The sequence below is a fragment of the Streptomyces sp. NPDC047072 genome, from assembly GCF_040643855.1.
Classification (GTDB): Bacteria; Actinomycetota; Actinomycetes; order Streptomycetales; family Streptomycetaceae; genus Streptomyces.
Genome location: NZ_JBEYVC010000037.1, coordinates 48,084 through 72,698 on the forward strand (window position 1 = coordinate 48,084; position 24,615 = coordinate 72,698).

A 24,615-nucleotide genomic window follows, 5' to 3' on the forward strand; every position below is an offset into this window, starting at 1 on the left:
AGGTCCCTTCCTTACGTCACTTGGCCGCGGCCGGGGCGTCCTCGCCGAGAAGCTTGCCGTCCGAGGTCTCGAACTGCTTCTTGAACTCGGCGATCGCGTCGGCGACAGCGGTGAGGGTGTCGTCCGACATCTTGCCGCCCTCCTTGATGGAGGTCATGAGGCCCTGCTCCTTGCGGTGCAGGTACTCGAGCAGCTCCTTCTCGAAGCGGCGGATGTCGTTGACCGGGACGTCGTCCATCTTGCCGGTGGTGCCGGCCCACACGGAGACGACCTGGTCCTCGGTCGGCATCGGCTGGTACTGAGCCTGCTTGAGCAGCTCGACCAGGCGCATACCGCGCTCCAGCTGGGACTTCGAGGCGGCGTCCAGGTCGGAACCGAAGGCGGCGAACGCCTCCAGCTCACGGTACTGGGCGAGGTCCAGACGAAGGCGGCCGGCGACCTGCTTCATCGCCTTGTGCTGCGCGGAACCACCGACTCGGGAGACGGAGATACCGACGTTCAGCGCGGGGCGCTGACCGGCGTTGAAGAGGTCCGACTCCAGGAAGCACTGGCCGTCGGTGATGGAGATGACGTTGGTCGGGATGAACGCCGAGACGTCGTTGGCCTTGGTCTCGACGATCGGCAGACCGGTCATCGAGCCCTTGCCCATCTCGTCCGAGAGCTTCGCGCAGCGCTCCAGCAGACGGGAGTGCAGGTAGAAGACGTCACCCGGGTAGGCCTCACGCCCCGGCGGACGACGGAGCAGCAGGGACACGGCGCGGTAGGCGTCGGCCTGCTTCGAGAGGTCGTCGAAGATGATGAGGACGTGCTTGCCCTCGTACATCCAGTGCTGGCCGATGGCCGAACCGGTGTACGGCGCCAGGTACTTGAAGCCGGCCGGGTCGGACGCCGGGGCGGCGACGATGGTCGTGTACTCCAGCGCGCCGGCCTCTTCCAGGGCGCCCCGCACGGAGGCGATGGTCGAGCCCTTCTGGCCGATGGCGACGTAGACGCAGCGGACCTGCTTGTTCACGTCGCCGGAGCGCCAGTTGTCGCGCTGGTTGATGATCGTGTCGACGGCCAGGGCGGTCTTGCCGGTCTGGCGGTCACCGATGATCAGCTGACGCTGACCGCGGCCGACCGGGGTCATCGCGTCGACGGCCTTGTAGCCGGTCTCCATCGGCTCGTGCACCGACTTACGGGCCATGACGCCCGGAGCCTGCAGCTCCAGGGCGCGGCGGCCGGTGGTCTCGATCTCGCCGAGGCCGTCGATCGGGTTGCCGAGCGGGTCGACGACACGGCCGAGGTAGCCCTCGCCGACGGCCACGGAGAGGACCTCACCGGTACGGGAGACCGGCTGCCCCTCCTCGATGCCGCTGAACTCACCGAGGACGATGGCGCCGATCTCGCGCTCTTCCAGGTTGAGCGCGAGGCCGAGGGTGCCGTCCTCGAACTTCAGCAGTTCGTTGGCCATGGCCGAGGGGAGACCCTCGACCTTCGCGATGCCGTCGCCGGCAAGGGTGACCGTACCGACCTCCTCGCGCGAGGCCGCGTCCGGCTTGTACGACTGGACGAAGTTCTCCAGCGCGTCCCGGATCTCCTCCGGCCGGATCGTGAGCTCCGCCATCTGGGTTCCCTGCTCTCCTTGTTGGGCCCGAAGTTTCACTTTGGGGGTCTGGGGGCGACCCCCAGGATTCTTCATGTACGGCCCAACCAGGGCCGTCGATAAGTACGTACTGCTATGAAGTTGCTGCTAGCCCGCCACGCGGCGGCCGGCGTCCTCGATACGGTCCGCGATCGAGCCGTTGATGACCTCGTCACCGACCAGCACCCGGATCCCGCCGAGGACCTCGGGGTCCACGTCGAGGTTGAGGTGCATCCGGCGGCCGTAGAGCTTCGCCAGGGCGTCGCCCAGGCGCTGCTTCTGCCCGTCGCTCAGCGGAACCGCCGAGGTGACGACGGCCACCATGCGCTCGCGACGCTCGGCGGCGAGCTTGGACAGGGACTCGAGGCCCGACTCCAGGCTACGTCCCCGCGGCGCGGCGACAAGGCGCGCGACCAGACGCTCGGTCGCCTGGGCGGCCCGGCCGCCGAGCAGGCTGCGCAGCAGCTCGCCCTTGGCCGACGCCGGGGCGGCGCGGTTGGTCAGTGCGGCGCGCAGCTCGGTGTTCGAGGTGACGATCCGGCCGAACCGGAACAGCTCGTCCTCGACGGAGTCGAGCTTGCCCGCCCGCTGCGCACCGGTGAGGTCGGCGAGGTTCGCCAGCTCCTCCAGCGCGTCCACCAGGTCACGCGACTGCGACCAGCGGGAGCGCACCATGCCGGCGACCAGGTCCGCGGCGGGGCCGCCGACCTGCGAACCGAGCAGGCGCTGGGCCAGTTCGGCCTTGGCCTCGCCGGGCTGCGCCGGGTCGGTCAGGACCCGACGCAGCGACACCTCGCGGTCGAGCAGCGCGGTGACGGCGGCCAGCTCGTCGGCGAGCGAGCCGGCGTCCACGGACGTGTTGTCCGTCAGCGCGTCGAGACGCTCGCGTGCGGCTGCCAGGGCCTCGCGGCTCGCTCCGTTCATCGGGACGCCTCGGCCTTCTCCTCGAGCTCGTCGAGGAAGCGGTCGATCACACGGCTCTGCCGGGCGTGGTCCTCGAGGGACTCGCCGACCAGCTTGCCGGCCAGGTCGGTGGCGAGCTTGCCGACGTCCTGGCGGAGCGCGGAAGCGGCGGCCTTGCGGTCGGCCTCGATCTGCGTGTGGCCGGCGGCGACGATCTCCTCGCGCTGCCGCTGGCCCTCGGCACGCATCTCGGCGATGAGCTCGGCGCCCTGCTCCTGCGCCTCCTGGCGCAGCCGCGCGGCCTCGTGCCGGGCTTCGGCGAGCTGTGCCTTGTACTGCTCAAGGACGCTCTGGGCCTCGACCTGAGCGGCTTCGGCCTTCTCGATACCGCCTTCGATCGCCTCGCGGCGCTCCTCCAGAACCTTGTTGATGGTCGGGAGCAGCTTCTTCCAGAAGAAGAAGAACACGATGGCGAAGGCGATGGTGCCGACGAGCAGCTCGGGGCCCGGAGGAACGAGCGGGTTCTGCTCCTCCTCGGCCGCCAGCTGTACCAGGTTGGCGATCACATCAGTGCCTTTCGTCGAAACGTGTCAGGTAAGGGGTGATTACTTACCGAACACGAACGGCATAACGATGCCGATGAGGGCGAGCGCCTCACAGAAGGCGAAGCCGAGGATCTGGTTGGCGCGGATCAGGCCGGCAGCCTCGGGCTGACGGGCCAGGGCCTGGGTGCCGTTACCGAAGATGATGCCGACGCCGACGCCGGGGCCGATGGCGGCGAGACCGTAGCCGATGGAACCGAGGGAACCGGAGACCTCAGCGGCAAGCTGCACAGCGGACATGCTGTAACTTCCTTCTCTTTGCGGACCGGTGGGGGTTGGCCACCGGACGACTGGGGGGTGTGCGGGCGGGTGGCGCTCAGTGGTGCTCGGCGAGAGCGCCCTGGATGTACGAGCAGGCGAGGAGCACGAAGACGTACGCCTGGACGGCCTGCACGAAGAGCTCGAAGAGGATCATGACCATGGTCATGACGAAGGAGACACCGGCCGCCGGGATCATCGCGCCGTTCAGCAGGTACCAGGAGGCGACGGTGAACATGACCAGCATCAGGTGGCCGGCGAACATGTTGGCGAAGAGCCGGACCGCGTGCGTGAAGGGCCGCACCAGCAGGTTCGAGAAGAACTCGATGACCATGACGAGCGGCAGCACCGCACCGAGCGACTTGTCGTAGCCGGTGACGTTCTTGAAGAAGCCGACGAAGCCGTGCTTCTTGAAGGTCAGCGAGACCCAGGTGATGTAGACGATGGCCGCCAGCACGATGGGGAAGGCGATGATCGACGACACCGGGAACTGGGCCAGCGGGATCACGGACCAGACGTTCATGATCCAGACGAAGAAGAACAGCGAGACCATGAGCGGGACGTACTTCTCGCCCTCGCGCTTGCCGAGCGTCTCGTAGACGATGCCGCGGCGGACGAAGTCGTAGCCGGCCTCACCGATCATCTGGAGCTTGCCGGGAACGACCTTGGCCTTGCCGAACGCCACCGTGAAGAAGGTGACGACGATCAGGGTGGTGAGCAGCGCGAGCAGCATCACCTTGTTGAACTCGAACCCGCCGACCGTGACGATCGGCTTGAAGAGGAACGAGTGCAGGCCCGGAGCCGGGAAGCCACAGCCGTTGTCGGACAGGATGCGGCAATCCCACTCAAAGGCGAGCTGGGTCGGGTCAGCACTCACCGCGGGCTCCTTCGGCGTGACGCATGGGTTCGGCAACCTCGTTGTGTCGGCGCGGCACGCGGCCGCGGTTCGGCACCGGACTGGTGTGACGGATGTGGGGGCGGCAGGGGGGCATCAAGCCTCGCGATTGAGCAGGCGTCAGCTCAGATGCCCGCGCCCGCGATGCCGCAGTTGGCACCGGACGATAGCAGGAGATCTCGCACGGCTTTATCCCGGCCCTACCTCTCACGACGAGGACCCGGTTTTCTCGGGATCGACGTAAAAAATCTTGGCCTTCATGTGCGCCCGCGCCTGCGCGGCCATCCACACGACGGTGGACAGGACCAGCGCGAGTGCGAACGCCCTCGGGTTGAAAAGAGTGGTGTCCTTGAACAGGGCCACGAAGATCAGGAGAAGCAGGAGCTGGGCGACATAAAGCATCAGCCCCATGGCCTGGAACAACTGCGGGAGCGTTTTTGCCGTCCACTGCAGGACGTACAGGCCGATCCCCATGAACAGGATGGCCAGTACGGTGCCGACGGCCGCTCCGATCGCGCCCTTGCCTCCGGCAACCACACCGCTGACGGCAACGGTGACCGCGCCGACCGCGGCCGTGGGCACGGCGGTCTGCAGAAGGTTCCGGGCGTCATTGGACGGCATGGCGGCAACTCCGCTTTCACAGGGGGCAGGTGTCGTCATGGACGAGCGTAGTCCCGGGTCGAGTGTCGAGACCTCGCGCCAAGAGACCGTCGCACTACGGTCCTTCGGCTCTGTCCGGGGTTCTCGTGAACCGTATCACAAACTATTTGATGCGGTCTTTACCTAGAAGGTGTGCCTGCTGTCACACATGAGAGTGAAGGTGCGCGTCTGTGCGGAATCACGGTCGACTTGTCTGCTATAAGGGCGCTTTGTCCGCCTGGCGGAGTCCCACGCGTTGGCAATGCTTTAGTCAGATTCTTACCTTGGGCGTCAGCGCGAGGTTCCCGCTTTACGCCTCTCCGGCAGCGGCGAACGGGCGGTCAGCGCCGTCGCGCCGTTGACACCGGACACTCCGGCCGCCACCGGGGCCCGGTGTTCCACCGGCTCCGGCACCACCGGGCGGCGACGCCGGTAGCGCGGCGGCACGACGGCCTGGGCCCACATCGGCGCACGCGGCGTGAAGCGCGGCAGCAGCAACAGGATGAGCCCGATCGCGCTGAAGAACACCACACCGAGGACGATCCACATGGACGCGGAGTTCACGGAGTAGGCGAGCGAGCCGAAGGCGATCAGCGCCGACCAGAAGTACATGATCAGCACCGCCCGGCTGTGCGAGTGGCCGATCTCCAGGAGCCGGTGGTGCAGATGCCCGCGGTCCGCGGCGAACGGCGACTTGCCGCGCCAGGTGCGCCGCACGATCGCCAGGATCAGGTCGGCGGCCGGCACCGCGATGATGGTCAGCGGCAGCAGCAGCGGGATGTAGACGGGGACCGTCTGGTGCACCGCCGCCTTCTCGGACCCGGCGAACAGCCGGAGCGCGTCCGGGTCGATCTGCCCGGTGATGGAGATCGCGCCGGCCGCGAGGACCAGGCCGATCAGCATCGAGCCGGAGTCGCCCATGAAGATCCGCGCCGGGTGCATGTTGTGCGGCAGGAAGCCCAGGCACATGCCCATGAGGATCGCCGAGAACAGCGTGGCCGGGGCGGCCGCCTCGATGCCGTACGAGTACCAGATGCGGTAGGCGTACAGGAAGAACGCGCCGGCGGCGATGCAGACCATGCCGGAGGCGAGGCCGTCGAGACCGTCGACGAAGTTCACCGCGTTGATGGTGATGACGACCAGCGCGACGGTGAGCAGGGTGCCCTGCCACTGGGTCAGCGCGACCGAGCCGACACCCGGGATCGGCAGCCACAGGATCGTCAGACCCTGCATGACCATCACACCGGCGGCGATCATCTGGCCGCCGAGCTTGATGAGGGCGTCGATCTCGAACTTGTCGTCCAGCACACCGATCAGCCAGATCAGCGCGGCACCGCTGAGCAGCGCCCGGGGCTCGTTCGACTTGGCGAAGACCTCGTTGAGGTTGGTGAGGTGGTCGGCGACCAGCAGGCCCGCGCACAGGCCGAAGAACATGGCGATACCGCCGAGCCTCGGAGTCGGTTCCCGGTGCACGTCACGGGCCCTAATCTCCGGCATCGCTCCGGCCACGATCGCGAACTTCCGTACCGGCCCTGTCAGCAGATACGTCACCGCGGCCGTGATGCAGAGCGTCAGCAGGTATTCACGCACAGGCTTCCCCACAGGTCTCGCTGGCCATCTCAGCCACACACCCTAGCGACGGACGCATATGGATGTGGACTTCCGGGTAGCGACGATGGTTGCACGTGTGCCTGTGCACGCAGGTGCGCCTACCCCCGTTCAGCGGGGATACGGCGGAAATCCGTCGACGAGATCCCGTACTTCTTCACGTGCCTTCGCGGTCTCCGCCTCTCCACGCACCACCCCCGCGAGCAGCGCGGCGATCCGCGCCATCTCCGGCTCGCCCATGCCCTGGGTGGTCACGGCGGCCGTGCCCAGGCGCAGTCCGCGCAGGTCGGCGTGGGGCAGGGCGCAGCAGTCGAGGACCATTCCGGCGGCCGCGAGCCGGCCCCGCGCGGTGCGTCCGTCGACGCCGAGGGGCGCCGGGTCGACCGTCAGGAGATGGGTGTCGGTCCCGCCCGTGGTGACCACGAACCCCTCCCCCGCGAGCCCGGCCGCCAGGACCCGTGCGTTGGCGACCACCTGATGGGCGTACGCGGCGAAGGCCGGTGTTGCCGCCTCCCCGAACGCGACCGCCTTGGCGGCGATGGTGTGCATCTGGGCGCCGCCCTGGGTGAAGGGGAAGACGGCCCGGTCCACCCGCTCGGCGAGCTCCGCGCCGCACAGGATCATGCCGCCGCGCGGGCCGCGCAGCACCTTGTGGGTGGTGGCGCAGACGACATCGGCGTACGGCACCGGACTGGGCGCCGCTCCCCCGGCGACGAGCCCGATGGGGTGGGCGGCGTCGGCGATGAGGTACGCGCCCACCTCGTCGGCCACGTCCCGGAAGTAGGCGTAGTCGATGTGCCGGGGGTAGGCGATGGAACCGCAGACGATGGCCTTGGGCCGGTGGTTGACGGCCAGCATGCGCACTTGCTCGTGGTCGATGATCCCGGTCTCGGCGTCGACGCCGTAGGGGACGAAGTCGAACCAGCGGCCGGAGAAGTTGGCGGGCGAGCCGTGCGTGAGGTGGCCGCCGTAGGGCAGGCCGAGGGCGAGGACGGTGTCGCCGGGGCGCAGCAGGGCCGCGTACGCGGCGAGGACCGCCGAAGAGCCGGAGTGGGCCTGGACGTTGGCGTGTTCGGCGCCGAACAGGGACGTGGCCCGCTCGACGGCGAGGCGTTCGGCGACGTCGACGATCTCGCAGCCGCCGTGGTGGCGGGCGCCCGGATACCCCTCGGCGTACTTGTTGGCGAGCGGCGAGCCGAGCGCGGCCAGCACGGCGGGCGAGCAGAAGTTCTCGGCGGCGACCAGCTGGAGGGAGGACGACTGCCGGTCGAGCTCCCCGAGCAGCACCTCGGCCAGCTCGGGGTCCTGCCGCCGCAGGACGTCGGCGGTCTGGGGCGCATGAATGACCGACATGGTGGGCTCCGGGGCGTCGACAATGACGTACACCCAATGTAGGCCGGGGTTGTCGGGGATGCCCGGTGTTACGCCCGTGCGGGCCGCTGCATGTGTGCAGGCACCCCCGCCGGCGGCCCCTACATGCGGGCCGGTACCCCCGTCAGGGCCGTGACCACCGGATCCAGGGCCTGGTTTATCTCGTCGCCGATGGAGCGGAAGAAGGTCAGAGGGGCGCCGTAGGGATCGTAGACCTCGTCCGCCTCGGCCGTCGGGGCCAGCAGCCAGCCGCGCAGCGCCGCCGCCGCACGGACCAGCGCGCGGGCGCGGACCACCAGGCCCTCCTCCAGGGGCGGCAGGGTCGCCGGGTCGATCGCGTTCACCAGGCGGGTGAACTCCTTCAGGGTGAAGGTGCGCAGCCCCGCCGAATGGCCCATGGAGATGACCTGCTGACGGTGGTCGCGGGTCGCGGTCAGCACGAGGTCGGCCATGATGACGTGCTCGTCGAGCAGCTCCCGTCCGACGAACCCGGAGGTGTCCGCGCCGAACTCGGCGAGCACGGCCTCCGCGTTCGCCTCCATGGGCGCGCCCTCGTGACCCCAGGTCCCCGCGCTCTCCACGATCAGCCCGCCACCGAGCACACCGAGCCGCTGCGTCACGAAATGCCGGGTCAGCCGCTCGGTGATCGGCGAGCGGCAGACGTTGCCGGTGCTGACGTGGAGGATGCGGAAGCTGTCACGCGGAAGTCCCACGAAGGTCGTCGTGATCTCCGCCGCGCGTTCCCCGTTGCCTATGCCACGCCCCGCGTCAGGGGCCGTCAATTCGCCACCTCGAGGTCGGGGACGACCTTCCGCAGCTCCTCGGCGGAGATCGCGCCCGCGCGCAGGAGCAGGGGCACCTCGCGGGTGACGTCGACGATCGAGGAGGGGATGTTGCCGGGAGTGGGGCCGCCGTCGAGGTAGACGGAGACGGAGTCGCCGAGCATCTCCTGCGCGGCGTCGCAGTCCTCCGGCGAGGGGTGTCCCGTGAGGTTGGCGGAGGAGACCGCCATGGGGCCGACCTCGGTCAGCAGCTCGATGGCGACGGGGTGGAGGGGCATCCGGACGGCCACCGTGCCCCTCGTGTCGCCCAGGTCCCACTGGAGGGACGGCTGGTGCTTGGCGACGAGGGTGAGCGCGCCCGGCCAGAAGGCGTCGACCAGCTCCCAGGCCATCTCGGAGAAGTCGGTGACAAGGCCGTGCAGGGTGTTCGGGGAGCCGATCAGGACGGGGCTGGGCATGTTGCGGCCCCGGCCCTTGGCCTCCAGCAGGTCGCCGACGGCCTCCGAGGAGAACGCGTCCGCGCCGATGCCGTACACCGTGTCGGTCGGGAGGACCACGAGCTCGCCACGGCGGACGGCGGACGCGGCCTCGCGCAGACCGGTCGTGCGGTCGGTCGCGTCGTTGGTGTCGTATCGCCGAGCCATGTCTAGCGGGCCTCCTCGTACACGTACTGCTTCGAAGTCTGCGGGATGTGGCTCACGGCATCGCCCTGCGGGCGGTCGCGAACCGGGGGCGGTTGTTGAGGTCGGGGTGGTCGGCCGCGTCGGCCCAGCCCCGCTCCTCGGTGAAGATCCACGGCACCTGGCCGCCCTGGGTGTCGGCGTGCTCGATGACGACCACGCCGCCGGGGCGCAGGAGCCGGTGCGCGGTGCGTTCCAGACCGCGGATGAGGTCGAGGCCGTCCTCGCCGGAGAACAGGGCGAGTTCGGGATCGTAGTCCCGGGCCTCGGGGGCGACGTACTCCCACTCGGTGAGCGGGATGTAGGGCGGGTTGGAGATGACCAGGTCGACATGGCCGTCGAGGTCGGGGAAGGCGTCGAGCGCGTTGCCCTGGCGCAGGTCGACCCGCGATCCCTCGACGTTCTTACGGGTCCACCGGAGGGCTTCCTCGGACAGCTCCACGGCGTGCACGCGGGAGCGCGGGACCTCCTGGGCGAGGGCGAGCGCGATGGCGCCGGAGCCGGTGCACAGGTCGACGATGCACGGCTCGACGACGTCCATCGCGCGCACCGCGTCTATGGCCCAGCCGACCACGGACTCGGTCTCGGGCCGGGGCACGAACACGCCCGGGCCCACCTGGAGTTCGAGGTAGCGGAAGTAGGCGAGCCCGGTGATGTGCTGGAGCGGCTCGCGCTGCTCACGGCGGGCGATGACCTCCCAGTAGCGGGCGTCGAAGTCCGCGTCCTTCACGGAGTGCAGCGCGCCCCGCTTCACGCCGTGCACGAACGCGGCGAGCTCCTCCGCGTCGTTGCGCGGCGAGGGCACGCCGGCGTCGGCCAGCCGCTGGGTGGCCTGTGCCACCTCTGCGAGCAGCAGGTTCACGCAAGTCCTCCGTGGTGGTACTCGTCCGTGCCGTGCCTGTTATGCGGCCGCCAGCTTCGCCGCCGAGTCCGCGTCGACGCAGGCCTGGATCACCGCGTCGAGGTCGCCGTCCAGGACCTGGTCCAGGTTGTACGACTTGAAGCCGACGCGGTGGTCCGAGATGCGGTTCTCCGGGAAGTTGTACGTGCGGATCTTCTCGGAGCGGTCGACGGTGCGGACCTGGCTGCGGCGGGCGTCGGCGGCCTCCCGCTCCGCCTCCTCCTGCGCCGCCGCGAGCAGCCTGGAGCGCAGGATACGCAAGGCCTGCTCCTTGTTCTGCAGCTGGCTCTTCTCGTTCTGGCAGGAGGCGACGACTCCGGTGGGAATGTGCGTGATGCGCACGGCGGAGTCGGTCGTGTTGACGGACTGCCCGCCGGGCCCGGAGGAGCGGTAGACGTCGATCCGGAGGTCGTTGGGGTTGATCTCGACGTCGACCTCCTCGGCCTCCGGCGTGACCAGGACACCCGCGGCGCTCGTGTGGATACGGCCCTGCGACTCGGTCGCCGGCACCCGCTGCACGCGGTGCACCCCGCCCTCGTACTTCAGCCGGGCCCAGACGCCCTGGCCCGGCTCGGTGGCGCCCTGGCCGCCCTTGGTCTTCACGGCGACCTGGACGTCCTTGTAGCCGCCCAGCTCGGACTCGGTGGCGTCGATGATCTCGGTCTTCCAGCCGACCCGCTCCGCGTACCGCAGGTACATCCGCAGGAGGTCACCGGCGAACAGCGCGGACTCGTCGCCGCCGGCGCCCGCCTTGATCTCCAGGATGACGTCCTTGTCGTCGCTCGGGTCGCGCGGGACCAGCAGGAGCCGCAGCTTCTCGGTCACGCCCTCGCGCTGCTCGGTGAGGTCCTTGACCTCGGCCGCGAAGTCCGGGTCGTCGTGGGCGAACTCGCGCGCGGTCTCGATGTCGTCCCCGAGCTGCTTCCAGGAGCGGTACGTGGCGACGATCGGGGTGAGCTCGGCATAGCGCTTGTTGAGCTTGCGCGCGTTGGCCTGGTCGGCGAAGACCGAGGGATCGGCGAGCTTCTTCTCCAGGTCGGCGTGCTCAGTGACCAGTTCCTCGACGGCCTCGAACATCTCTGGGCTCCTGTACTGCGATGAAGGGAAAAGGCGGGCGACCAAAAACGCCGGTCCCGGTGCGCCCTGGGAGGGGGCGCGACCGTGGACCGGCGGATTGGGGCTCGCTACTTCTTGGCAGCAGCCTTGCCGAAGCGGGCCTCGAAGCGGGCCACACGGCCACCGGTGTCGAGGATCTTCTGCTTGCCCGTGTAGAACGGGTGGCACTCGGAGCAGACCTCGGCACGGATGGTGCCGCTGGTGATGGTGCTCCGGGTGGTGAACGACGCGCCACAGGTGCAGCTGACCTGCGTCTCGACGTACTCGGGGTGAATCTCGCGCTTCAAGGTGTCTCCTAGTTTCGGGAGGGCACCGGGTCGCCTGCCGCGGGATGCGGGGGCGTGAACCGGGGCCGACGTACCAGTCTGCCAGGACTGGCGCCATCCCCCAAAACGAGGGGGCACCGCGAGATATTCCTCAGGGCGTCACGACACCCTTCGCCTGGCCCGTGGCCGTTCCCTCGGTCGCCGTCTTCGGGATCGCCCGGTCGTTCCGCAGCGCCGTCCAGACCTGCTTCGCCTTCGTCTCCTGGACGATCACGCGGTTCGGGTCGGCCGGGTCGTACTGGACCGGCATCGTGATCATCGTCATGTGGGACGGGCCGATGCCCTTGAGGCCGGTCGCGAAGGAGACCAGGGAGTTGACCGAGCCCAGGTCGGAGTCGGTGGTGACCGCCTTGGTCGCGGTGTCGGCGAGGTCGTACAGCTTCTTCGGGCTGGTCAGCAGCCCGACCTCCCTGACCTGCTGGACCAGCGCCTTGATGAAGGCCTGCTGGAGCTGGATCCGGCCGAGGTCGGAGCCGTCGCCCACGCCGTGCCGGGTGCGGACCAGGCCGAGGGCCTGCTCGCCGTCGAGCTTGTGGGTGCCGGCCTTGAGGTTCAGATGGCTGTCGGAGTCCTTGATGTCCTTGGTCGTGGTGACCGTGACCCCGCCGAGTTCGTCGACGAGCTTCTCGAAGCCGCTGAAGTCGACTTCCAGGTAGTGGTCCATGCGGATACCGGTCAGGGACTCGACGGTCTTGACCGCGCAGGCGGCCCCGCCGGTGGTGTACGCGGAGTTGAACATCACGCCGGAAGCCGCCCGGTGCACCTCGCCGTCGGTGTCGGTGCACTCGGGCCGGTCTATGAGGGTGTCGCGCGGTATGGAGACCACGCTCGCCTTCTTGTGGCCCTCGTAGACGTGCACGATCATCGCGGTGTCCGAGCGGGCGCTGCCGTCGTCGGTGCCGCCGCCGAGCTTCTTGTTGGAGCCGGAGCGCGAGTCCGAGCCGAGGACCAGGATGTTCTCGGAGCCGTTGTCGACCTTGACCGGCCGGGCGGTGCCCAGCGCGGAGTCGATGTCGACGCTCTTGATGTTGCCGTTGAGCTTGAAGTAGAGGTAGCCGGCACCGGTGCCGCCCAGCACGACGATGCCCGCGGCGACCCAGGCCGTGATCAACAGCCCCTTGCGGCCCTTGCTGCGTGGCTTACGACGGCGGCCTGGGCCGCGGCTCTCGGCTGACATGTGCTCCTCTTGTCCCGATCGGTCGGTTACCCCCTGCTTTCAGGGTCAGACGTGGTCGCAAAAGACCCGTACCGCACCATGTTCGCCCCGCCTGGTCAGACGGGGAAACTCGGGAAAGGGTTGCACAACGCGCTGTGACCACCGGGTGCACCGATGGCCACAGCGCGTGACGGACGAACCGGGGCAAGCCCCGCTCACCAGCGATTTCAGCCGAAAATGTCGAACTGCTGGTAGCCGGTGCCGACCTGGATCCTTGTGGCGAAGATCTCGCTGGAAGCCTTGCCGGTGCCCTTGTACAGGTAGAGCGTGCCGCCGGGCGTACGGGCCAGGAAGTCGGCCCTGCCGTCACCGGTGACGTCCCCGACCGCGTCGAAGGCGTTGTACGCGGTCCAGGCGTTGCGCACCTTGATCCGCGCGGCGAAGGCGCCCGTACCGGACTTGCCGGTGCCCTTGTACAGGTACATGTCGCCGGTGCTCCTGCTGCGGGCGATCAGGTCGGCCCGGCCGTCGCCGGTGAAGTCGCCGTGGCCGCGCAGCTGGTCGTACTGGTTCCAGCCGCCGCCGAACTTCACCCGGGTCGCGAAGGTGCCGTCGCCCCGGCCCGGGTAGATCCACAGGACGCCCGAGGAGTCGACGGAGAGCAGGTCGGGCTTGTAGTCGCCGGTGACGTCCCCGGGGGCGACGATCCGGGTGCGGGTCTTCCAGCCGCCGAAGATCTTCTTCGGGTCGGCCCAGGCGTTGGTGGCCGGGTTGAAGCGCAGCCAGTAGATGTCACCGGTGGAGGAGACCCGGTAGACGAAGTCCTGGAAGCCGTCGCGGTTGAGGTCGGTCTGCAGGACCAGGTTCACCCCGCTCCAGTCGCCCCAGGAGACGTTGGCGCCGAAGGAGGTGCCCTTGGAGTCCTTCTCGTAGCCGACCTTGGTGGACGACTTGCGCACCCACAGGTCGGCCTTGTTGTCGAAGTTCAGGTCGGTGTCGTCGATGCGCGGGTAGGCGGCGCCGACGTACGCGCTGACCTTGGTGAAGACGCTGTAGGCGCCCTTGGCGACGCAGTCCTCGATGCTCCAGGAGACGACGCCGACGATCCGGCCGTTCACGACGAGCGGGCCGCCGGAGTCGCCGCTGCAGATGGCGTTCGTCCCGGTGTCGCTGCCGGTGGCCGGGGCGCCCGCGCAGACCATGTGCCCCTTGATGAACCAGGAGCCGTAGGCGGCCACGCAGGTGGCGTCCGACTTGACCGGCAGGGTGGCCGTCTTCAGCGTCTGCGAGATGTCGTCGCTGGTGGAGCTGGTGCGGCCCCAGCCGTACACCGTGGCCTTGGTGCCGGAGGCGTAGGAGCCGGTGTCGGTGTTCGTCGTCATCCGGATCGGCGTGGCCTTGACGGGGCTCGCCAGGGTCAGGACGGCGATGTCGTTGTCGATGGTGTCCGCGTTGTACGACGGGTGGTACCACTGCCGCTGTACGGCGCTGACGGTGCCGCCGTGCAGGTCCCCGTCGTCGGAGGGCAGCTGTGCGGTGCCGGTGACCACCGCGCCGCCCTTGGCCCAGTCGGCGCCCTTGACGCAGTGCGCGGCGGTGAGGATCTTCGTCGGCGCGACGACGGCGCCGCCGCAGAAGAACCCGGTGTCGTCGCTGGTGTCGGTGGTGCCCTTGTCGTCGGTGTACCAGAGCTGGGCCATCCACGGGGCCGAGGTGATGGTGGTCGTCGTACCGCCGATGATCATCGGCGAGACGGTGGTGGCGGTGGTGGCGGTACCGCTGCTGCTCATCGTCGAGCGGGTCGGGGTGCCGGAGGTGTCGTCCGCGGCCATGGCGGCGACGACCCGCCGCGTCAGCTCGGCCTGCGAGGGCGAGGTGGTGGCGGCGACGGGCGCCTGCGGCTCGGGCGTGACGGTCGCGGCGTTCGCCGAGGTACCGAGCAGCGCCGCCGCGACGGCGAGGGGCAGCGCGACGCGTATGCGCCGTCTGAACCGCCCTCCGGACATGGGTGTGCCCACGCAAGTCCCCCCAAGGGATCAGAAGTTCGCGGTCGAAAACGTGACCGAAGGGCGTGATCGTAACCCGGGGGTGTGACAACGAAAGGGCCGCCCCCGGGAAAACCGGAGGCGGCCCTTCAGGAAGGCGTCGGTCAGTCGCCGTTGCCCGGCGTCGGCGTCGTCTTCTGGATCTGCATCAGGAACTCGACGTTCGACTTGGTCTGCTTCATCTTGTCGAGGAGCAGCTCGATCGCCTGCTGCTGGTCGAGCGCGTGCAGCACCCGGCGCAGCTTCCACACGACCGCCAGCTCTTCGTTGCCGAGCAGGATCTCTTCCTTGCGGGTGCCGGACGCGTCCACGTCCACCGCCGGGAAGATGCGCTTGTCGGCGAGCTTGCGGTCGAGCTTGAGCTCGGCGTTGCCGGTGCCCTTGAACTCCTCGAAGATGACCTCGTCCATGCGGGACCCGGTGTCCACCAGCGCGGTGGCGAGGATGGTCAGCGAGCCGCCGTCCTCGATGTTGCGGGCCGCGCCGAAGAAGCGCTTCGGGGGGTACAGGGCGGTCGAGTCGACACCACCGGAGAGGATGCGGCCGGAGGCGGGCGCGGCGAGGTTGTACGCACGGCCCAGACGCGTGATCGAGTCGAGCAGCACGACCACGTCGTGGCCCAGCTCCACCAGGCGCTTGGCGCGCTCGATGGCGAGCTCGGCGACCGTGGTGTGGTCCTCGGCCGGGCGGTCGAAGGTCGAGGAGATGACCTCGCCCTTGACCGACCGCTGCATGTCGGTGACCTCTTCCGGACGCTCGTCGACCAGGACGACCATCAGGTGGCACTCGGGGTTGTTGTGCGTGATCGCGTTGGCGATCGCCTGCATGATCATGGTCTTGCCGGTCTTCGGCGGGGCCACGATCAGACCGCGCTGGCCCTTACCGATCGGCGCGACGAGGTCGATGATGCGGGTGGTGAGGATGCCCGGGTCCGTCTCCAGACGGAGCCGGTCCTGCGGGTACAGCGGCGTCAGCTTGTTGAACTCCGGCCGCCCACGCCCGGATTCGGGTGCCATGCCGTTGACGGAGTCCAGCCGGACCAGCGCGTTGAACTTCTCGCGGCGCTCGCCCTCCTTGGGCTGGCGCACGGCACCGGTGACGTGGTCGCCCTTGCGCAGGCCGTTCTTGCGGACCTGGGCGAGGGAGACGTACACGTCGTTGGGGCCGGGCAGGTAGCCCGACGTACGGATGAAGGCGTAGTTGTCGAGGATGTCCAGGATGCCCGCGACGGGGATCAGGACGTCGTCGTCGGTGAGCTGCGGCTCACCGGCGCCGCCGATCTCGTCACGGCCGCGACGGCCGCGGCGGTCCCGGTAGCGGCCGCGACGGCCACGGCGTCCGCCGTCGAAGTCGTCGTCATCCTGCGGGCCGTTGTCGCGCTGCTGACGGTCCTGACGGCCGCCGCCCTGCTGCTGGTTCTGCTGCTGACCGCGCTGGCCGCCCTGACCCTGCTGGTCGTCGCTCTTGCGGCGGTCGCCGCGGTCGCCCCGCTCACCACGGTCGCCGCGCTCACCGCGGTCCCGGCCGCGGTCACGGCGGTCGCGGCGGCCACGGCCCTCGCCGTCACCGGCATCGCCCTGCGACTGCGACTGGCCCTGCGCGGGCGTCTCGGCCTTCGGCTCGCTCTTCGCCTCGGCCACGATCGTCTCGGTGCTGCCCGCGGGGGCACCGGCCTCGGCGGTCGCACGGCGGCGACGGCGCTCGGCGGGCGCCTCGTCCGCCCCGCGCTCGGCGGCCGGCTGGCCGGGGATCTCGATCTGCTGCTGGGCCACGGCCTTCTCGGCGGGCGCCTCGGCCTTGGCCTCCGCCTTCGCCTCGGCGGCCTCGCCGGTGCGGGCCTTGGAGGTGGCACGGCGCTTCGGCTTGGTCTCGGCGGCGTCCCCGGCGGGGGAAGACGCGGTCTTCGCGGCCGGAGCCCCACCTCCCGCCTGCGCCTCCTTGATGACCTCGATCAGCTGGCTCTTGCGCATACGCGCCGTGCCCTTGATACCGAGGCCCGATGCGACCTGCTGCAGCTCGGCCAGCACCATGCCCTCGAGGCCGGTACCGCGGCGCCGCCGGGAGCCGGCACCGCTGGCAGGCGCGGAGGCGTCCGTGTCGGGCGCGGCAGCGGTCTCCTCGACACGTGCGCCCATCAGATCGGTGGTGTCGCTCACGAAGGGTCCTTCCCTGGAGCGGACGTCGGCCTGTCTGGCTCGGCGACCGTTTGTGCTGTCCGACGTCGGTCCCATCCTTGTGGACCGAGCCGGGGCGGTGGTCCGCCTAAGCGGCGGAGGAATGTGGTGACGGCGCTTCCGACAGCCGTGGCACTGAGTGTCCGTGTCATGCGGCTTGGTCGCACCGGTTCCGGAGCGTGCCCGGCAAGTCGCTCAGTGCCCGCGTACGAGGTACTGCCCATGTACGTCGTACGAAGCACAGCGCGGCTTGGGAGGCTCCCGGAAGAATGTCTGTCCCGGACGGGGACGTGAAGCACCTCGCCATGGTGGGGTCGGGTGCAGACTTGAGATTAACACTACCGGATCCAACAAACATTCCCCCTCTCGAAATCCGGCACACGCCGCCGGCTTTCCATGTCGCGGTCAGATGTCATGGGCCGCTGCCAGCGGCAGCACGCTCGCGCCCTGGGCGTCGAGGTCGAGCCGGTTGGCCGCCCAGCCCTCGCCCGCCAGATGGGCCACCTTGTCGGCGCTGTCCGGGTCGGCCAGCGCGAGCACGGTGGGTCCGGCTCCCGAGATCACCGCGGGGACCCCGTCGGCCCGCAGCCGCTCCACCAGCGCGGCGCTCTCCGGCATGGCCGGGGCGCGGTACTCCTGGTGCAGACGGTCCTCGGTGGCCGGCAGCAGCAGCTCGGGGCGCCGGGTGAGGGCCTCGACGAGCAGCGCGGCACGGCCGGCGTTGGCGGCGGCGTCGACATGCGGCACGGTGCGCGGGAGCAGTCCGCGCGCGGTCTCGGTGAGCAGCGGCTTCGCGGGCACGAAAACCACCGGAACGATGGAACCGGCGGGCTCCATCCTGATCGCCCGGGCGGCACCGGCCTCCATCCAGGAGAGCGTGAAACCGCCGAGCAGACAGGCCGCCACGTTGTCGGGGTGGCCCTCGATCTCGGTGGCCAGCTCCAGCAGGGCGGTGTCGTCGAGCTTCGGCTCCCCGCCTATGGTCACCGCGCGCGCGGCGACGATTCCGGCGCAGATGGCGGCGGAGGAGGAGCCGAGGCCCCGGCCGTGCGGGATGCGGTTGGCGCAGACGATCTCCAGGCCGCGCGGCTGGCCGCCCAGCAGGTCGAAGGCGGTGCGCAGGGAGCGTACGAGAAGGTGGCTCTCGTCACGCGGGAGCGTCTCGCTGCCCTCCCCCGCGATGTCGATGTGCAGTCCGGAGTCGGCCACCCGGACGACCACGTCGTCGTAGAGCCCCAGCGAGAGGCCGAAGGCATCGAAGCCCGGGCCGAGGTTGGCACTGGTGGCGGGGACGCGCACCCGGACGGCGGCGGCGCGGAAGGCTGGACCGGCCATCTCTCGATGACTCTCCTTGGACTACGGGGCTGTCGAAGACGTTCGATGAGTGTCGGGAAACCCTCAGGCCGCGGAGAATACGCGGCTCCCTGCCATACGTGGAGGCATATGCAGGGGGCGGGTTCACTACAGCCTATCGAAGGAAGGTTCTGTGGCGACATAGGGCGCACAGGAGGCGCACGATGCGTGTCGTAAGCCCCCTGTGCACCCCCTGTAGGGATGTCGCTCCGTCGCGGCTACGCGAGCCCGAGGCGCTCGGCCGCGGTCGCCGCGTCGACCGGCACGGTGACCGGCTGCGGGGCGCCGGCGACGGCCCAGTCGGGGTCCTTGAGGCCGTTGCCGGTGACCGTGCACACGATCTTCTGGCCCGGGTCGACCTTGCCCTGCTCGGCGGCCTTCAGCAGACCGGCCACGGAGGCGGCGGAGGCGGGCTCCACGAAGACGCCCTCCTGCGCGGCCAACAGCCGGTAGGCGCGCAGGATCTCACGGTCCGTCACCTCGTCGATGAACCCGCCGGACTCCTCCTGCGCGGCCAGCGCGAACTTCCAGGACGCGGGGTTGCCGATGCGGATGGCGGTGGCGATCGTCGAGGGGTCCTTGACGATCTCGCCGCGCACGATCGGGGCGCTGCCGGAGGCCTGGAAGCCCCACATCCGGGGCGTCTTGGCGGCGATGCCGTCGGCGGCGTACTCCTTGTAGCCCTTCCAGTACGCCGTGATGTTGCCGGCGTTGCCGACGGGCAGGACGTGGATGTCGGGCGCGTCGCCGAGCATGTCGACGATCTCGAAGGCGCCCGTCTTCTGGCCCTCGATGCGCACCGGGTTGACCGAATTGACCAGCGCCACCGGGTAGTTGTCGCTCAGCGAGCGGGCCAGGGTGAGGCAGTCGTCGAAGTTGCCGTCGACCTGGAGGATCTTCGCGCCGTGCACGAGGGCCTGGCCCATCTTGCCGAGCGCGATCTTTCCCCGCGGGACGAGCACGGCACAGACCATGCCCGCGCGGACGGCGTAGGCGGCGGCGGAGGCCGAGGTGTTGCCGGTGGAGGCGCAGATGACCGCCTTCGCGCCCTCCTCCTTGGCCCGCGTGATGGCCATGGTCATACCGCGGTCCTTGAAGGACCCCGTCGGGTTCGCGCCCTCCACCTTGAGGTGGACCTCGCACCCGGTGCGCTCGGAGAGCACCTGCGCGGGCACGAGCGGCGTGCCGCCCTCGCGGAGCGTCACGACCGGCGTGGTGTCGGAGACGGGCAGCCGGTCCCGGTACTCCTCGATGATTCCGCGCCACTGGTGGGTCATTGCTGGTTACTCTCCTTCAACCCGCATGATGCTGGCGACACCCCGCACGGTGTCGAGCTTGCGCAACGCCTCGACGGTCCCGGACAGGGAGGCGTCGGACGCGCGGTGCGTGACGACGACGAGAGAGGCCTCGCCGTCCTTGCCCTGCTGGCGAACCGTATCGATGGACACGCCGTGCTCGGCGAACACGGTGGCCACCTGGGCGAGAACACCCGGTTTGTCGGCCACGTCGAGGCTGATGTGGTAGCGCGTGACGACCTCGCCCATGCCCGAGACGGGGAGGGCGGTGTACGCGGACTCGCCCGGACCGGTCGTACCGCTGAGGCGGTTGCGGCAGACGGCGACGAGGTCGCCGAGGACGGCGGAGGCGGTGGGGGCGCCGCCCGCGCCCGGGCCGTAGAACATCAGCTGGCCGGAGGCGTCGGACTCGACGAACACGGCGTTGTAGGCGCCGCGCACGGACGCCAGCGGGTGGCTGAGCGGGATCATCGCGGGGTGCACGCGCGCGGTGACGGACTGGCCGTCCTCGGCGCGCTCGCAGATCGCGAGCAGCTTGATGGTGCAGCCCATGTTCTTCGCGGAGGCGAAGTCGGCGGCGGTGACCTCGGTCATGCCCTCGCGGTAGACGTCGTCGAGACGCACGCGCGTGTGGAAGGCGATACCGGCGAGGATCGCTGCCTTGGCGGCGGCGTCGAAGCCCTCGACGTCGGCGGTCGGGTCGGCCTCCGCGTACCCGAGCGCGGTGGCCTCGTCGAGGGCCTCCTGGTAACCGGCGCCCGTGGAGTCCATCTTGTCGAGGATGAAGTTCGTCGTGCCGTTGACGATCCCCAGCACGCGGTTGACCTTGTCGCCGGCGAGGGATTCGCGCAGCGGGCGGATCAGCGGGATGGCACCGGCGACGGCGGCCTCGTAGTAGAGGTCCTTGCCCTGCTGTTGGGCGGCCGCGTGCAGCGCGGCGCCGTCCTGGGCGAGGAGCGCCTTGTTCGCGGAGACGACCGACGCGCCGTGCTCGAAGGCGGTGGTGATGAGGGAGCGGGCGGGCTCGATACCGCCGATGACCTCGACGACGACGTCGATGTCCCCGCGTTTGACGAGGGCGGTCGCGTCGGTGGTGACGAGGGCCGGGTCGATGCCCTCACGGACCTTGGAGGGCCGCCGTACCGCGACGCCCGCGAGCTCCACGGGGGCGCCGATCCGGGCGGCGAGGTCGTCGGCGTGCGTCGTCATGATGCGCGCCACCTCTGAGCCGACAACCCCACAGCCCAGCAGCGCCACCTTCAGCGGACGCGTACGCATCATCCGACCTCGTTTCCTCATACCGTCACGGTGGGACCAGTCTCACTCACCGGACGGGAGTTTCTGCCCCTCGTCCGGATGATGAGACATCTATTTCATTTGTACGGGGGTGGAAGACCGTAGATCTTCCACCTCTGTTGTTCTCAGCCGACGTCGAGCCGCAGCAGGTCCTCCTCCGTCTCGCGGCGGACGATGACCCGGGACTCGCCCTCGTGCACGGCGACGACCGGCGGGCGCAGGACGTGGTTGTAGTTGCTGGCCATGGACCGGCAGTAGGCGCCCGTCGCCGGTACGGCGATGAGGTCACCCGGTGCCAGGTCGGCGGGCAGGAACGCGTCCTTCACGACGATGTCGCCGCTCTCGCAGTGCTTGCCGACGACGCGGGCGAGCATGGGCTCGGCGTCACTCGTCCTGGACACCAGGGCGACGGTGTACTCGGCGTCGTAGAGCGCGGTGCGGATGTTGTCCGACATGCCGCCGTCGACGGAGACGTAGGTGCGCAGTCCGTCGAGGGGCTTGAGGGTGCCGACCTCGTAGAGCGTGAAGGCGGTCGGGCCGACGATGGCGCGCCCCGGTTCGACGGAGATCCGGGGCGTGCGCAGCTTGGCGGCCTCGCACTCCCTCGTCACGATCTCGGTGAGCGCCTTGGCGATCTCGTGCGGCTCGCGGGGGTCGTCGTCGCTGGTGTACGCGATGCCCAGCCCGCCGCCGAGGTCGATCTCGGGCAGCTCGACGCCGTGCTCGTCGCGGATGTCCTTGAGCAGCCCGACCACGCGGTGGGCCGCGACCTCGAAGCCGGACATGTCGAAGATCTGCGAACCGATGTGGGAGTGGATCCCGATGAGTTCGAGCCCGTCGAGCTTGAGCGCCCGCCGCACGGCCTCGGCGGCCTGTCCGCCGGCCAGCGGGATGCCGAACTTCTGGTCCTCGTGGGCGGTGGCGATGAACTCGTGGGTGTGCGCCTCGACGCCGACGGTGATGCGGATCTGGACCCGCTGGCGCTTGCCCAGACTCTGGGCGATGTGCGCGACGCGGACGATCTCCTGGAAGGAGTCGAGGACGATCCGCCCGACCCCGTTCTCGACGGCCCGGGTGATCTCTTCCTTGGACTTGTTGTTGCCGTGGAAGGCGATGCGGTCGGCGGGCATGCCGGCGGAGAGGGCGGTGGCGAGTTCGCCGCCGGAGCAGACGTCGAGGTTGAGGCCCTCTTCGTGCAGCCAGCGCACGACGGCCCGGGAGAGGAACGCCTTGCCGGCGTAGAAGACGTCGGCGTCATGCCCGAAGGCGGTACGCCACGCACGCGCGCGTGCCCGGAAGTCGGCCTCGTCGACGACGTAGGCGGGGGTGCCGTGCTCCTCGGCGAGGGTCTTGACGTCGATGCCGCCGACGGTGACGACGCCGTCGTCGTTCCGGCCGACCGTCTGGGCCCAGACCTTGGGGTCGAGGGTGTTGAGGTCGGCGGGCGGGGCGGCGTAGTGGCCCTCGGGCAGGACGTCGGCGTGGCGGGGCCCGGCGGGGTGTGCGGAACGGCTCATCTTTGTCGTCTTTCAGAGGTGTTCGGGTGCGTCGATGCCGAGCAGGGTGAGGCCACCGGCCAGCACCGCCCCGGCGGCTTCGGCGAGCGCGAGCCGGGCACGGTGGGCGGCCGAGGGTTTCTCCGCACCACGCGGCAGCACGGCGGGCAGCAGGGGCGCGAGGGCATCGGCGACGGTGACGAGATGCCGGGCGAGCCGGTCGGGGGCGTGGTGCGCGGCGGCTTGCGCGAGGACGCGGGGGTGATCGGCGAGGGCGTCTGCGAGGGCCTTCGCTTGGGGTACGGGGGTTTCCTGTACGGCCGTGTCCTGTACGGCTGTGTCTTGTACGGCCGTGTCGCCGGGCTCGGCGTCGAAGCCCAGGTCGGCGGCGTTGCGGCTGAGGGCCCGGGTGCGGGCGTGGGCGTAGCGGACGCGGAAGAGGGGGTTGCCCTCGCGCTGGACCAGGTGGTCGGGGGTGATCCGGGGCCGGTCGTGGGCGGCGGGGTGGAGCAGGGCCCAGCGGCCGGCGTCACGACCGAGGGCGAGGGGGTCGCCGGGGGCGGCCGGCACGGGCCGTACGTTGATGTCGAGGGGGGCGGGCGCCTCGGGGGTGCCGTACGCGTCGACGTCGGCGCCGAGGACGCGGACCCACTCGGGGTCCGGCCTGCCGACGCAGCTGGTGCGGACGAGGGCGCCCTGCGAACGGAGGATGCGGGCGAGGGCGTCCATGACGACGACGGCGCGGACCTCGTGCGGGGCGTGAAGCTGCACGAGTTGTCCGGTGGGCCGCTCGGCATGGCCGTACCGCCGCCCGAGCCGCAGGATCTCCCGTCCCAGAGCGTCCTGGCTGTTGTGGCGCAGGCTGATGTTGAGGAAGCCGGGGCCGGTGACGACGACGTCACCGATGCCGTCGCTGTGGGCGAGACGCTTCCGCAGGACCTCGGCGACCCGCAGCGGCGGCTGCTTGGCCGGCCGGGCGAGCTGGAGGGCCACGTTGGTGGCGTAGTCACCGCAGCCGCCGGGTCCGGGGGGCGTGATGGCGGCCCGCTCCGGCACGGGGACGTCCAGCTCCCCGTCGTCGACAGCACGACGGACCGCGCGCAGCACGGTACGGGAGAGCTCGACGGGGGTCACGGGACCAGCGTAGGGGAGGAGGGGGGTGGGTAGGCGAGTCGGTTTGGGCGGGGTTCCGGCATGTGGACGCCGTCCTGTCGCCTTCTTGCGGGAGGCTCAGCCGCCGGCGCGACCGGCTCGCTCGGCCTCTCCCGTGGCGAGGACGTCCTGGACGGAGGATCCGTCGGTACTCCGCGGGGTACCGCTCCGCTCGATCAACTGCCGGACGAGCCGGACGAGTTCGGAGGGCTCGAAGGGCTTGGCGAGGAAGGCGTCGACGCCGACGTCGAGACCGCTGTCGACCTCGTGCTGGGTGCAGGCGCTGACGATGGCGAGGGGGAGGTGGGAGGTCCGGGGGTCGGAACGCAGCCGAGCGGCCGTCCGCAGCCCGTCGAGTCGGGGCATAACCACATCAAGTGTCACTACATCGGGCCGCACCTGATGAACGACATCCAGACACTCGACACCATCGGCCGCGGTCACGACCTCGAGACCCTCCAGCTCGAGATTGACCCTGATCAACTGCCGGATGACCTTGTTGTCGTCCACAACAAGCACCCGGCCCGACGCGCCTGGCACAACTCGAGAGTAGGTGCGGACCGGCCACCGCGTCCGGGTTTTCCCCACTTCCACCCCGCAGGGGGTACCGGGCCGCTCCTCCGCGGGCACGGAAACCCGTTCATGAACACCCCGACGAAGCTGGTAGTGTTCTACACGTCGCCGCGAGCAACCAGCTCAGCCGACCCGCCCGCGTAGCTCAGGGGATAGAGCAACGGTCTCCGGAACCGTGTGCGCAGGTTCGAATCCTGCCGTGGGCACTCGCCGGTCAACCAGTAAGAATCACGCCCTGACCAGCATGTATGCCGACTTGAGAGGGCCGGAGTCAGTCTCACTGACTCCCGCCTGGTCGTCCACGCCGACGCTCGCCTCGGTGATGAGCTCCTCGGTGCGCAGGGGTTCCGTCTCGCTGACCGTGCCGACC

The 24,615-nt window shown here is 69.7% G+C and carries 22 protein-coding genes, 1 tRNA gene and 1 pseudogene; 1 reads left to right on the plus strand and 23 read right to left on the minus strand.

The genetic code is table 11. The features are described from left to right. Nucleotides 1-16: 16 nt before the first annotated feature. The 22 genes from atpA to ABZ896_RS18535 all read right to left on the minus strand — a co-directional run bounded on the left by atpA (nucleotide 17) and on the right by ABZ896_RS18535 (nucleotide 24,260). Nucleotides 17-1,606 carry a F0F1 ATP synthase subunit alpha gene (gene atpA / locus ABZ896_RS18430; RefSeq protein WP_360929488.1) on the minus strand — a complete coding sequence of 530 codons (1,590 nt, stop codon included), beginning with the start codon at nucleotides 1,604-1,606 and terminating at the stop codon, nucleotides 17-19. A gap of 126 nt (nucleotides 1,607-1,732) precedes the next feature. Next, complete coding sequence (locus tag ABZ896_RS18435; RefSeq protein ID WP_360929491.1) at nucleotides 1,733-2,548, minus strand: F0F1 ATP synthase subunit delta; 816 nt, start codon at nucleotides 2,546-2,548, stop codon at nucleotides 1,733-1,735. After that, nucleotides 2,545-3,093 (minus strand): F0F1 ATP synthase subunit B, encoded by a 549-nt coding sequence (locus ABZ896_RS18440; protein ID WP_360929494.1) that lies wholly within the window; start codon nucleotides 3,091-3,093, stop codon nucleotides 2,545-2,547. The genes ABZ896_RS18435 and ABZ896_RS18440 overlap by 4 nt, the downstream gene beginning before the upstream one ends. 39 nt (nucleotides 3,094-3,132) lie before the next feature. Further along, entirely contained in the window at nucleotides 3,133-3,369 is a 237-nt protein-coding gene (locus tag ABZ896_RS18445; RefSeq protein WP_186284969.1) for a F0F1 ATP synthase subunit C, read from the minus strand. A 76-nt stretch (nucleotides 3,370-3,445) separates the two neighbouring features. Then, a complete protein-coding gene (atpB, locus tag ABZ896_RS18450) occupies nucleotides 3,446-4,216 on the minus strand; it encodes a F0F1 ATP synthase subunit A (protein WP_360929544.1) in 771 nt (256 codons plus the stop codon). Nucleotides 4,217-4,489: 273 nt separating this feature from the next. After that, nucleotides 4,490-4,903 (minus strand): hypothetical protein, encoded by a 414-nt coding sequence (locus ABZ896_RS18455; RefSeq protein WP_360929498.1) that lies wholly within the window; start codon nucleotides 4,901-4,903, stop codon nucleotides 4,490-4,492. A gap of 309 nt (nucleotides 4,904-5,212) precedes the next feature. After that, nucleotides 5,213-6,511 carry an MraY family glycosyltransferase gene (locus ABZ896_RS18460; RefSeq protein WP_360929501.1) on the minus strand — a complete coding sequence of 433 codons (1,299 nt, stop codon included), beginning with the start codon at nucleotides 6,509-6,511 and terminating at the stop codon, nucleotides 5,213-5,215. Nucleotides 6,512-6,640: 129 nt separating this feature from the next. Continuing rightward, nucleotides 6,641-7,882, minus strand: a complete 1,242-nt coding sequence (gene glyA / locus ABZ896_RS18465; protein ID WP_360929504.1) for a serine hydroxymethyltransferase — start codon at nucleotides 7,880-7,882, stop codon at nucleotides 6,641-6,643. Between the two features lie 119 nt (nucleotides 7,883-8,001). Continuing rightward, nucleotides 8,002-8,682 (minus strand): protein-tyrosine-phosphatase, encoded by a 681-nt coding sequence (locus ABZ896_RS18470; RefSeq protein ID WP_360929507.1) that lies wholly within the window; start codon nucleotides 8,680-8,682, stop codon nucleotides 8,002-8,004. Beyond that, nucleotides 8,679-9,326, minus strand: a complete 648-nt coding sequence (locus ABZ896_RS18475) for an L-threonylcarbamoyladenylate synthase (RefSeq protein ID WP_360929509.1) — start codon at nucleotides 9,324-9,326, stop codon at nucleotides 8,679-8,681. Before ABZ896_RS18475 ends, ABZ896_RS18470 begins: the two co-directional genes overlap by 4 nt. A 52-nt stretch (nucleotides 9,327-9,378) precedes the next feature. Then, the gene (gene prmC, locus ABZ896_RS18480) at nucleotides 9,379-10,224 is read right to left on the minus strand and encodes a peptide chain release factor N(5)-glutamine methyltransferase (RefSeq protein WP_360929512.1); all 846 of its coding nucleotides are present in this window, start codon (nucleotides 10,222-10,224) and stop codon (nucleotides 9,379-9,381) included. Nucleotides 10,225-10,263: 39 nt separating this feature from the next. Further along, a complete protein-coding gene (gene prfA / locus ABZ896_RS18485) occupies nucleotides 10,264-11,340 on the minus strand; it encodes a peptide chain release factor 1 (protein WP_360929515.1) in 1,077 nt (358 codons plus the stop codon). A gap of 107 nt (nucleotides 11,341-11,447) precedes the next feature. After that, entirely contained in the window at nucleotides 11,448-11,666 is a 219-nt protein-coding gene (gene rpmE / locus ABZ896_RS18490) for a 50S ribosomal protein L31 (RefSeq protein WP_059192332.1), read from the minus strand. A 130-nt stretch (nucleotides 11,667-11,796) separates the two neighbouring features. Then, nucleotides 11,797-12,882, minus strand: a complete 1,086-nt coding sequence (locus ABZ896_RS18495) for an LCP family protein (protein ID WP_360929518.1) — start codon at nucleotides 12,880-12,882, stop codon at nucleotides 11,797-11,799. Between the two features lie 206 nt (nucleotides 12,883-13,088). After that, entirely contained in the window at nucleotides 13,089-14,867 is a 1,779-nt protein-coding gene (locus ABZ896_RS18500) for a trypsin-like serine protease (protein WP_360929547.1), read from the minus strand. Nucleotides 14,868-15,010: 143 nt separating this feature from the next. Next, on the minus strand, nucleotides 15,011-17,062 hold the full coding sequence (rho, locus tag ABZ896_RS18505; RefSeq protein ID WP_360929521.1) for a transcription termination factor Rho: 2,052 nt from the start codon (nucleotides 17,060-17,062) through the stop codon (nucleotides 15,011-15,013). A gap of 423 nt (nucleotides 17,063-17,485) precedes the next feature. Next, nucleotides 17,486-18,415 carry a homoserine kinase gene (gene thrB / locus ABZ896_RS18510; RefSeq protein ID WP_360929524.1) on the minus strand — a complete coding sequence of 310 codons (930 nt, stop codon included), beginning with the start codon at nucleotides 18,413-18,415 and terminating at the stop codon, nucleotides 17,486-17,488. A gap of 236 nt (nucleotides 18,416-18,651) precedes the next feature. Beyond that, on the minus strand, nucleotides 18,652-19,710 hold the full coding sequence (gene thrC / locus ABZ896_RS18515; protein ID WP_360929527.1) for a threonine synthase: 1,059 nt from the start codon (nucleotides 19,708-19,710) through the stop codon (nucleotides 18,652-18,654). Nucleotides 19,711-19,716: 6 nt separating this feature from the next. Next, nucleotides 19,717-21,009, minus strand: a complete 1,293-nt coding sequence (locus tag ABZ896_RS18520) for a homoserine dehydrogenase (RefSeq protein ID WP_360929530.1) — start codon at nucleotides 21,007-21,009, stop codon at nucleotides 19,717-19,719. Between the two features lie 140 nt (nucleotides 21,010-21,149). Next, nucleotides 21,150-22,541, minus strand: coding sequence for a diaminopimelate decarboxylase (lysA, locus tag ABZ896_RS18525; protein WP_360929533.1), 1,392 nt, complete (start codon nucleotides 22,539-22,541; stop codon nucleotides 21,150-21,152). A gap of 12 nt (nucleotides 22,542-22,553) precedes the next feature. Then, entirely contained in the window at nucleotides 22,554-23,654 is a 1,101-nt protein-coding gene (gene nrtL / locus ABZ896_RS18530) for an ArgS-related anticodon-binding protein NrtL (protein WP_360929535.1), read from the minus strand. Between the two features lie 96 nt (nucleotides 23,655-23,750). Continuing rightward, a complete protein-coding gene (locus tag ABZ896_RS18535; RefSeq protein ID WP_360929552.1) occupies nucleotides 23,751-24,260 on the minus strand; it encodes a response regulator in 510 nt (169 codons plus the stop codon). Between the two features lie 119 nt (nucleotides 24,261-24,379). Between ABZ896_RS18535 and ABZ896_RS18540 the strand changes: the two genes are divergently transcribed. Then, nucleotides 24,380-24,451, plus strand: a tRNA-Arg gene (locus tag ABZ896_RS18540). 73 nt (nucleotides 24,452-24,524) lie between these two features. Here the strand turns inward: ABZ896_RS18540 and ABZ896_RS18545 are convergent. Continuing rightward, nucleotides 24,525-24,615 (minus strand): annotated as a pseudogene (locus tag ABZ896_RS18545) (ATP-binding protein); the annotation flags it as partial.

Coding starts and splice junctions, on each gene's coding strand:
- atpA (WP_360929488.1), bottom strand. CDS start 1,606: ATGGCGGAGCTCACGATCCGGCCGGAGGAGATCCGGGACGCGCTGGAG.
- ABZ896_RS18435 (WP_360929491.1), bottom strand. CDS start 2,548: ATGAACGGAGCGAGCCGCGAGGCCCTGGCAGCCGCACGCGAGCGTCTC.
- ABZ896_RS18445 (WP_186284969.1), bottom strand. CDS start 3,369: ATGTCCGCTGTGCAGCTTGCCGCTGAGGTCTCCGGTTCCCTCGGTTCC.
- ABZ896_RS18455 (WP_360929498.1), bottom strand. CDS start 4,903: ATGCCGTCCAATGACGCCCGGAACCTTCTGCAGACCGCCGTGCCCACG.
- glyA (WP_360929504.1), bottom strand. CDS start 7,882: ATGTCGGTCATTCATGCGCCCCAGACCGCCGACGTCCTGCGGCGGCAG.
- ABZ896_RS18475 (WP_360929509.1), bottom strand. CDS start 9,326: ATGGCTCGGCGATACGACACCAACGACGCGACCGACCGCACGACCGGT.
- prfA (WP_360929515.1), bottom strand. CDS start 11,340: ATGTTCGAGGCCGTCGAGGAACTGGTCACTGAGCACGCCGACCTGGAG.
- ABZ896_RS18495 (WP_360929518.1), bottom strand. CDS start 12,882: ATGTCAGCCGAGAGCCGCGGCCCAGGCCGCCGTCGTAAGCCACGCAGC.
- ABZ896_RS18500 (WP_360929547.1), bottom strand. CDS start 14,867: ATGTCCGGAGGGCGGTTCAGACGGCGCATACGCGTCGCGCTGCCCCTC.
- thrB (WP_360929524.1), bottom strand. CDS start 18,415: ATGGCCGGTCCAGCCTTCCGCGCCGCCGCCGTCCGGGTGCGCGTCCCC.
- thrC (WP_360929527.1), bottom strand. CDS start 19,710: ATGACCCACCAGTGGCGCGGAATCATCGAGGAGTACCGGGACCGGCTG.
- ABZ896_RS18520 (WP_360929530.1), bottom strand. CDS start 21,009: ATGATGCGTACGCGTCCGCTGAAGGTGGCGCTGCTGGGCTGTGGGGTT.
- lysA (WP_360929533.1), bottom strand. CDS start 22,541: ATGAGCCGTTCCGCACACCCCGCCGGGCCCCGCCACGCCGACGTCCTG.